7 protein-coding genes are annotated in these 9,107 nt (G+C 74.6%); 4 read left to right on the top strand and 3 right to left on the bottom strand.

The features are described 5' to 3' along the window. Nucleotides 1-2,427: phosphoenolpyruvate carboxylase (locus PUR56_RS04535; protein ID WP_443034434.1), on the bottom strand; the 2,427-nt coding region annotated here is incomplete at its 3' end. Nucleotides 2,428-2,690: 263 nt separating this feature from the next. On the opposite strand from PUR56_RS04535, the gene PUR56_RS04530 reads away from it, so the two are divergent. Continuing rightward, nucleotides 2,691-3,953 carry a sensor histidine kinase gene (locus PUR56_RS04530; RefSeq protein ID WP_329947934.1) on the top strand — a complete coding sequence of 421 codons (1,263 nt, stop codon included), beginning with the start codon at nucleotides 2,691-2,693 and terminating at the stop codon, nucleotides 3,951-3,953. A gap of 122 nt (nucleotides 3,954-4,075) precedes the next feature. On the opposite strand, the gene PUR56_RS04525 is transcribed toward PUR56_RS04530, so the two are convergent. Beyond that, complete coding sequence (locus PUR56_RS04525) at nucleotides 4,076-4,621, bottom strand: SUKH-3 domain-containing protein (RefSeq protein WP_329947935.1); 546 nt, start codon at nucleotides 4,619-4,621, stop codon at nucleotides 4,076-4,078. A gap of 68 nt (nucleotides 4,622-4,689) precedes the next feature. Beyond that, on the bottom strand, nucleotides 4,690-5,154 hold the full coding sequence (locus PUR56_RS04520; RefSeq protein ID WP_329947933.1) for a YwqJ-related putative deaminase: 465 nt from the start codon (nucleotides 5,152-5,154) through the stop codon (nucleotides 4,690-4,692). A 393-nt stretch (nucleotides 5,155-5,547) separates the two neighbouring features. Between PUR56_RS04520 and PUR56_RS04515 the strand changes: the two genes are divergently transcribed. The 3 genes from PUR56_RS04515 (at nucleotide 5,548) to PUR56_RS04505 (ending at nucleotide 9,004) form a co-directional block, all read left to right on the top strand. After that, nucleotides 5,548-6,762 carry a Gfo/Idh/MocA family protein gene (locus PUR56_RS04515; RefSeq protein WP_329947932.1) on the top strand — a complete coding sequence of 405 codons (1,215 nt, stop codon included), beginning with the start codon at nucleotides 5,548-5,550 and terminating at the stop codon, nucleotides 6,760-6,762. After that, nucleotides 6,759-7,739, top strand: coding sequence for an NAD-dependent epimerase/dehydratase family protein (locus PUR56_RS04510; RefSeq protein WP_329880016.1), 981 nt, complete (start codon nucleotides 6,759-6,761; stop codon nucleotides 7,737-7,739). The genes PUR56_RS04515 and PUR56_RS04510 overlap by 4 nt, the downstream gene beginning before the upstream one ends. Before the next feature lie 152 nt (nucleotides 7,740-7,891). Continuing rightward, nucleotides 7,892-9,004, top strand: coding sequence for a DegT/DnrJ/EryC1/StrS family aminotransferase (locus PUR56_RS04505; protein ID WP_329947931.1), 1,113 nt, complete (start codon nucleotides 7,892-7,894; stop codon nucleotides 9,002-9,004). The last annotated feature ends 103 nt before the right edge of the window (nucleotides 9,005-9,107 follow it).

Genomic DNA, 9,107 nt, shown 5'->3' with positions numbered 1-9,107 from the left:
GCCGTACATCTCGTCGAGCACGTCGCCGAGACCGGCCTCGCGGGCGGCGGCGAGGCCGGCGCCGACGCCGTACCAGCCGGGGACGATCTGGCGGGACTGGGTCCAGCCGAACACCCACGGGATGGCGCGCAGGCCGTCCAGACCGGCGCCCGAGTCGGGGCGGCGGGACGGACGGGAGCCCAGGTGCAGCGAGGCGAGCTGGTCGACCGGGGTCGCGGCGAAGAAGTACTTCGGCAGGTCCTCCTGCTCGACCAGGGCCCGGTAGGAGGTGTGCGCGGCCTCGGAGACGCGGTCCATGGCGGCGTCCCAGCGGGCCAGTTCCTCGGGGGCCTGGCGCGGGGCGGTGTGCAGCGCGGAGGCCGCCAGGGTGGCGGAGATGGTCAGTTCGAGGTTCTCGCGGGCCAGCGAGGGCAGCAGGTACTTGTCGGAGATCACCTCGCCCTGCTCGGTGACCTTGATCTCGCCCTCCAGGGTGCCCCAGGGCTGCGCGAGGATCGCCTCGTGCGAGGGGCCGCCGCCGCGGCCGACGGTGCCGCCGCGGCCGTGGAAGAGCCGCAGCCGGATGCCGTACCGGTGCGCGACGTCGCGCAGCCGGCGCTGGGCGCGGTGGATCTCCCACTGGGAGGTGGTGATGCCGCCGAACTTGGAGGAGTCGGAGTAGCCGAGCATGACCTCCTGGACGTCGCCGCGCAGCGAGACGAGCAGCCGGTAGGAGGGGTCGGAGAGCATCTCGTCGAGGATCCGGTCGGCCTGCTGGAGCTCGTCGGTGGTCTCCAGCAGCGGCACGATGCCGATCTTGGCGATCCCGGCGTGCAGGTCGATCAGGCCGGCCTCGCGGGCGAGCACGGTGGCGGCGAAGACGTCGTCGGCGCCCTGGCACATCGAGATGATGTAGGACTCGACGATCTCGTCGCCGAAGCGCTCGAAGCCCTCGCGGATGGTGGTGAAGACGCCCAGGGTCTTGGCGCCGGCGGGGTCCAGCGGGGCCGGCGTCGGGGCGAGCGGGCGCCGCGAGCGCAGCTCCTTGGCGAGCAGCCGCTGGCGGTACTCCCGCGGCATGTCGGCGTAGCGCCAGGCCTCCTCGCCGAGCCGGTCGAAGAGCTGGCCGAGCGCGTGGTGGTGGGCCTCGGCGTGCTCGCGGACGTCCATGGTGGCGAGCTGGAGGCCGAAGGCCTCGACGGTGCGGATGGCGCGGGCGAGCCGGCCGTCGGCGATCAGCTCGCCGCGGTGGGCGCGCAGCGAGTCCTGGATCAGCCGGAGGTCGGCGATCAGCTCGCGGGTGCCGAGGTAGTCGCGGCCCTTGACGTGCGGGGTGCCGTTGGCGAGCCGCTCGCGGGTGTTCTCCAGCTTGAGCCGGACACAGGTGGCCTTGAGGCGGTACGGCTCCTCGGCGTTCATCCGCTTGTAGCGCGGGCTCAGCTCGGGGAGCAGCTGCAGATCGGCGTTGAGCGAGGCGAGCAGCTCGACCGAGGCGCCGGCCAGCCGCTCGGAGGTGGAGAGCGAGTTGCGCAGGTCGTCGACGGCGGCGAGGGCGTCCTTGATGCCGTACTCGTGCTGGAGGTTGAGGACGTCCCAGGTGACCTGCGGGGTGACGTTGGGGTTGCCGTCGCGGTCGCCGCCGATCCAGCTGCCGAAGGTCAGCGGACGGACGCCGTCGGGGAGGGCGAGGCCGACCCGGGCCAGCTCCTCGTGCAGCTCCTCCAGGACCGCGGGGACGGCTTCGCGGTACAGCTCGTCCAGGTAGTAGACGGCGTTGCGGGCCTCGTCGGTGGGCTCGGGGCGGGCGATCCGCAGCTCGTCGGTCTGCCAGAGCAGGTCGATGACCTCGGCGAGGCGGCGGTCGGCCTGGCGCCGGGCCGAGGAGGTGCGCGCCGGGTCGGCGTGCGAGAGGCCGGCGGCGATCTCCTCGCGGTGGATCCGGTCGAGCAGTTCGCCGATCCGGCGGAGCTTGTTGAGGACGCTGCGGCGGGCCGCCTCGGTGGGGTGCGCGGTGAAGACCGGGCGGACCGCGAGGTGGGCCAGGGTGTTCTGGAGGTGCTTGGGGTCCGCCTCGGCGAGCTGGTCGGCGGTCTGCTCCAGCAGCGAGCCCTCGCGGGCGCGCCGGGTGGCCAGCTCGCGGCCGCGGTGCACCTGCTCGGTGACGTTGGCGAGGTGGAAGTAGGTGGAGAAGGCGCGCACCAGCTTGGCGGCGGTCTCCAGGTCGATGTCGGAGAGCAGTTCGGCGGTGGCCTCGCCGTTGGTGCGGCTCAGCAGACGGACCTGTTCGACCAGGCCCAGCAGCTGGGGGCCCTCCTGGCGGACCAGAGTCTCGCCGAGCAGGTCGCCGAGGCGGCGGATGTCCGCGCGCAGGGCTGAGTTGTCGGCGACCGGGCCGGCTGCGCCGACTGCGGTTTGGCTGTCCGCCGGGGTGGGGACCGGAGCGGTCACGGCTGGCTCCCTCGGGGTGGTGGGGTGTTCGGCAACGGCTCATCGTCACAGGTCCGCCCGCGTGTGGCGGGTGTGACGCGTGCGGACCGCGCTGTCCGACGCGACCAGCATAGGTGTCGGGAGGGTCGCTGTCCGCGAGGTGGCCGGATGGCGGACACGGATGCCCCGGGCCCGTATGTGGTCTGGACCACTTGGGGCGCGGTCGAGGTGTCGGGGCGGAACCGGGTGGGGAAGGGGCGGTGATGCGCCGTAGTCTGTGAGCCATGAGCAAGTCGCCTGGGGAGCGCGCGCGGGACCGGTCGTTCTTGTGGTGGCGGCGTCGGCGCAGCGCCCTCCTGGACGCCGGGCTGGCCGCCCTCGCGGCACTGGAGTGTGCGGCCAGTTCGGTCGCCTTCCTGGGCGCCCGGTTCCACCTGGGAACCGCGACGATGTTCGGGGTCGCGCTGTTCGGCGCGCTGGCCGGCGCCACCCTGGTGCTGCGCCGCCGCTGGCCGGCCGTACCGGTGCTGGTCGCCCTGATGGTGATGCCCGGGATCCCCGGCATGGTGCTGCTGATGGTGGCGCTGTACACGCTGGCCGAGACGTGGGAGTGGCCCTCGCGCCGACGGCGGGTGGTGGCGCTCTCCGCGCTCGCCTACGCCGAGGTCGCCGGGGTGATCCTGCTGTCGATGCTGACCCCCGGCGACGTCGAGCAGCCGCCGTTCTGGGGCCAGCTGGTGCTGGCGCTGCTGGTGTCCGTCGGCCTGACCGTGGCCCCGGTGGTGACCGGCCTCTATGTCGGGGCGCGCCGGCGGCTGATCGAGTCGCTCAAGGACCGCGCGCACGGCCTGGAGACCGAGCTGGACCTGCTGGCCGAACAGGCCCGGGAGCGGGCCCGCCGGGCCCGGCTGGAGGAACGGACCCGGATCGCCCGCGAGATGCACGACGTGGTGGCGCACCGCGTGTCGCTGATGGTGGTGCACGCCGGGGCCCTGGAGCGGATCGTGGCCAAGGACCCGGACCGGGCGGCGCAGAGCGCCAAGCTGATGGGCGAGGTCGGCCGGCAGGCGCTCAACGAGCTGCGCGAGATCCTCGGGGTGCTGCGGATGTCCGACGAGGCGGCGATCGAGCCCGACTCGCTGGCCGCGCTGCCCCGGCTGGTCGACCAGTCGCGCGCGGCCGGGATGGCCGTCACCCTCACGGTCAGCGGCGGCCGGCAGGAGTTCACCGCCGAGGCCGAGCAGACCGCGTACCGGGTGGTCCAGGAGGGGCTGACCAACGCGCACAAGCACGCCGGCGGGGCGCAGGTCTCGGTGCTGCTCGCGTACGCGCCGAACGGGGTACGGGTCAGCGTGGTGAACGCCTGCCCGGGGGGCGAGCGGGCCGCGGCCGCGCTGCCCAGCGGCGGCAACGGGCTGGTCGGGATGCGGGAGCGGGTGGTCGCGCTGGGCGGCACCTTCTCGTCGGGACCGGAGCGGGACGGCGGGTTCCGGGTGGAGGCGGTGCTGCCGTCGCGGCTGGCGGTCCGGAGCGACCGGTTGGTCTGAGCCCCGACGCCCGTCCGCCCTCCCGCTGCCGGTCCCGGCCGGGCGCCGGTGCGGTCGGGTGCCGGGCGCGGTGGGTTGCGGTCCGGGGCGAGCCCGGGGAGGTGGCCGGGACCGGCCCCGGTCTACGGCTCGTCGGGCGCGCGCAGCCGCTCGGGGGCGGTGCCGAGTACCAGCGCGGTGATCGCCTGGTCGACGCCGTGACCGAGGAACCACTCGCCGGTGTGGTCCAGGCTGTAGACCCGGCCCTCCTCGTCGACCGCCAGCAGCGCCTGTCCGTACGCCTCCTCGCCGAGCGGGGCGAGCCGGGTGTCCAGGGCGCGGCCGAGGTCGGCCAGGGTGCGCGGCTGGTGCAGCCCGCACAGGGGGTCGACCAGGAACGGGGTCCGGGCCAGCTGCCGTCCGGGGCCGGCCAGGTCGAAGGCGAGGCCGCCGAACTCGGCCCAGGCCTCCACCGCTGCCGGGAACACCGAGTGCTGGACGCCGGCCGGGCTGCCGTACCCGACCAGGGCGTCGGCCCACTCCTCGGCCTGCCGGATCTGCCAGCGGCCGGGGTGCCAGCCGGCCGTCTTGAGCTCGGCGGCGACGTCGGCGGGGAAGCGCGGACGCGTCCGCGGGGGCGGTCCGGTGAGGGTGGACGGCGGGGGCGGGGGCGGACTGGGCGGATTCAGGACGGGCTCCGGCGGGTCGGGGACGGGGGACGGTGCGGGTGCGCGGTCGGGGACCGGGCGGTGGCCGGTCAGCTGCCGGCGGCCGGGCCGACGGCGACGCTCTGCACGGTGAAGTGCTCCAGCAGCGGCGAGCAGGAGCGGCACGGCGGGGCGTGGGTACCGTGCGCCGGGTCGTGCTCCTCCCGGATCCGTACGGTCGTCAGCCGCGCGCCCTTGAGCGCCTTGCGGGCCTCGGGCAGGCTCATCGGCTTCCGGGAGGCGCGCTTGGAGCGCCTGCCGTCCACCGCCACCAGGTACTGGGACAGCAGGACCGCCTCCGGGCAGCGTCCGGTGAACCGCTCCCGGTGCTCCGGCGGCAGCGCGTCCAGGAAGTCGCCGACCAGCGGGTGCAGCACGGGCCGGCGGGCGGACTTGTCGCCCGCCAGGGTGTGCACCTCGCCGCCCTTCAGCGACAGGGCGGCGGCGACGGCGGGCAGCAGGCTGTCGCGGTGATGGCGCAGCGGCGGCGTGCCGGCCGGTTCCCCGGTGGTCATGGCGTCGTCCTCCCTCTCGCTCCCCGGTGCTGTCGGTACCAGTGGGGCTGGCGGGGCCGGCCCGGAGCAAGCCTGTCAAATGGCACTGACAACCTCACAACCGGGGTGCGGCGCCGGGCCGGGCCGGCCCGTCGACCCTCCGGCAGGGCCCTGCGCCCGGGCGGACGGACACGCGACGTTGGCCGGATCCGCACGGCATCGTCACGACTCGTCCCCGGGTTTCCCGAATCCACCCCCGGGCGGTGGTGGCGGCCGGTAGCGTTCCAGCAGCGAGCCGAGGGGTCGTTCGGCCGGTGGGGAACCCCGTGGGGTACTGGCAACTCCTTTGCCTGCCATGATCGTTGAGGGCGCCGGGGCGGGGGAGTCGCGGCGCCGAGCAAGGGGGGTCCTGCGATGACGGCGGAATCCGCCAGCGAGGCGCCCGGCGAACACGTGCCCACACCGGGCGCGCCGCCGGAGACCGTGCCGGTGAACCGGATCGGGATCGCGGTGGTCGGGGCCGGCTACTGGGGACCGAACCTCGTCCGCAACGCACAGCAGACGCCGGCACTGAGACTGCACTGGCTCTGCGACCTGGACGAGGCGAAGTCCCGCCGGGTGCTGGGCGAGTACAGCACCGTCCGGTCCACCGCCTCGTTCGAGGAGGTGCTGGCCGACGAACGGGTCGCCGCGGTGGCGGTGGCCACTCCGGCCGCCGCCCACTACCGGCTGGTCCGGGCCGCGCTGGAGGCGGGCAAGCACGTCCTGGTGGAGAAGCCCATCACCACCTCCGCCGCGGAGGCCGCCGAACTGGTGGCGCTCGCCGAGGAACGCGGGCTGGTGCTGATGTGCGACCACACCTTCTGCTACACCCCCGTGGTGCGCCGGATCCGCGAACTCGTGCACGGCGGGGAGATCGGCGACGTCCAGTTCTTCGACTCGGTGCGGATCAACCTCGGGCTCGTCCAGCCGGACGTCGACGTGCTCTGGGACCTCGCCCCGCACGACCTGTCCATCCTCGACTTCGTCCTGCCGCCGGGCGTCGAACCGGTCGGCGTCTCCGCCCAGGGCGCCGACCCGATCGGTGCCGGACGGGCCTGCGTCGCGTACCTGACCGTCCGGCTGAGCAACGGCGCGCTCGCCCACTGCCACGTCAACTGGCTCTCGCCGACCAAGGTCCGCACCACGCTGATCGGCGGGTCGCGGCGCACCCTGGTCTGGGACGACCTCAACCCGCAGGCCCGACTCGCGGTGCACGACCGCGGCGTCGACCTCACCCCGCCCGACGAGCTGACCGACGCGATCCGGCACCAGACGCAGATCTCCTACCGGGTCGGCTCGATGGTCGCCCCCGCGCTGGTCGAGCAGGAGGCGCTGCGCAACGTGATGGCCGAGTTCGCCGCCGCCATCACCGAGGGCCGGGACCCGCTCACCGACGGCCGGTCCGGCCTGCGGGTGCTCCAGCTGCTGGAGGCGGCCTCGCTCAGTCTCGAACTCGGCGGTGCCACCGTCCCGGTGGGCGCCGGCCTCGACGGCGCACTGCCCGAAGACGGCGCACTGCCCCAAGACGGCGCACTGCCCCAAGACGACGTACTGTCCGAAGCTCAGGAAAGGGCCGCCACGCGGTGAACGCTGTAGAGATCGAGGGCTCCCGCTGCCTGGTCACCGGTGGAGCCGGCACCATCGGCTCCACCGTGGTCGACCAGCTGATCGAGGCGGGTGCCCGCGAGGTCGTGGTGCTCGACAACTTCGTCCGCGGCCGGAAGGCCAACCTCGCGTACGCCCGGGAGGCGGCCGCGCCCGGCCGGCTGCGGGTGGTGGACGGCGACATCCGCGACCGCGCCCTGCTGCGCGAGCTGCTCCGCCCCGGCACCGACCTGCTCTTCCACCTGGCCGCGATCCGGATCACCCAGTGCGCCACCGAACCCAGGCTGGCCCTGGAGGTCATGGTGGACGGCACCTTCGACGTGGTCGAGGCCGCCGCCGAGGTGGGCGTCGGCAAGGTGGTCGCCTCCTCCACCGCCTCCGTCTACGGCCTCGCCGACGTCTTCCCGACGCCCGAGACCCAGCACCCCTACAACAACGACACGCTGTACGGGGCCGCCAAGGTCTTCAACGAGGGCCTGCTCCGTTCCTTCCACGCCATGTACGGCCTGGACTACGTGGCGCTGCGCTACTTCAACGTGTACGGCCCCCGGATGGACGTGCACGGCCGGTACACCGAGGTGTTCATCCGCTGGATGGAGCGGATCGTCGCCGGACAGCAGCCGCTGATCTTCGGTGACGGCGCGCAGACCATGGACTTCGTCTACACCGAGGACATCGCCCGGGCCAACCTGCTGGCCGCCGCCGCGCCCGTCACCGACCGGGTCTACAACATCGCCAGCGCCGGTGAGGTCTCGCTGCGCGGCCTCGCCGACGCGCTGCTCGCCGCGATGGACCGGACCGACCTGGGCGTCGAGCACGGCCCGGCGCGGGACACCGCCGGCGGCGTGGTCCGGCGGCTCGCGGACATCGCCGCCGCCGAACGCGACCTCGGGTGGAAGCCCGAGCTGGGCCTCGACGAGGGCCTGCGCCGGCTGGTCGCCTGGTGGCGCGAGCAGTAGCCACCGGGCCGCCGCGTCACCGGGCCGCTTCGCCGCGGCCCGCCCGCCGCCCGCCGGGGCCCGCCGCCGGGGCCGCTCCACCGCTCCTGCGGGCTCCTCCCCGCCGTGACCGCACGGCAGTTCGGAGTACACCTGTGTCCACCATCCCCGTCATGATCCCCTGGCTCGGCGAGGAGGAGGCCGAGGCCGCCGCCGAGGCCGTCCGCTCCGGCTGGGTGGCCCAGGGCCCCCGGGTCGCCGAGTTCGAGCGGGCCTTCGCGGAGCACCTCGGGGTCGAGCACGCCGTCGCGGTCTCGTCCTGCACCACCGCCCTCCACCTGGCGCTGACCGGCGCCGGCGTCGGGCCGGGGGACGAGGTGGTCGTTCCGTCGCTCTCCTTCGTCGCCACCGCCAACGCCGTCACCTACGTCGGTGCGGTGCCGGTCTTCGCCGACGTCGACCCGGCCACCGGCAACCTCACCGCCGCCACCGTCGAACCGTTGCTCACCCCGCGGACCAGGGCGGTGGTCGTGGTCGACCAGGGCGGCGTCCCGGTCGACCTGGACGCCGTCCGGGCCGTCGCCGGACCGCGCGGCATCACCGTGGTCGAGGACGCCGCCTGCGGGGCCGGCTCGGTGTACCGGGACCGGCCCGTCGGCAGCACGGCCGCGATCGCCGCGTACTCGTTCCACCCGCGCAAGCTGCTCACCACCGGCGAGGGCGGCATGGTCACCTGCCGGGACGGCGAACTGGCCGCCCGGCTGCGGCGGCTGCGCGAGCACGGGATGAGCGTCTCCGCCGCCGACCGGCACGCGGCGGCCGGCGGGGCGAACCTGCTGGAGACCTACGACGAGATCGGCTTCAACTACCGGATGACCGACATCCAGGCCGCCGTCGGCCTGGTGCAGCTGCGCAAGCTGCCGGCCATGGTCGCGCGGCGGCGCGAACTCGCCGGGCGCTACCGGGAGCTGCTGGCCGGGACCGGACTCCGGCTGGTCGACGACCCGCCGCACGGCACCACCAACTACCAGTCCTGCTGGGTGCTGCCGCCGGACGGCGCCCCCGACCGTGCCGAGCTGCTCGCCCGGCTCGCCGAGGCCGGCGTCTCCGCCCGGCGCGGCATCATGGCGGCCCACCTGGAGGCCCCGTACGAGGGCACCGCCCGGGTGCCGCTGCCCGCCACCGAACTGCTCACCCGGCGCTCGCTGATCCTGCCGCTCTACCACGCGCTGACCGAGGAGCAGCAGGACCGGGTGGTCGGGGCCCTGCGGACCGCGCTCGGCTGAGCGGGCCGGGCGAGCGGCTCGTGGGCCCGGACGCCCGCCCGCCGTTCCACCGGGCCGGTTCCACGGCGCCCGCCCGACGGCGCCCTCCCGACGCCGCCCGCTC

It is taken from the genome of Streptomyces sp. BE303 (genome assembly GCF_036290945.1).
GTDB lineage: Bacteria > Actinomycetota > Actinomycetes > Streptomycetales > Streptomycetaceae > Kitasatospora.
Note: the sequence above shows the minus strand (reverse complement) of the source record. Positions and strands in the feature narration are given on the sequence as shown.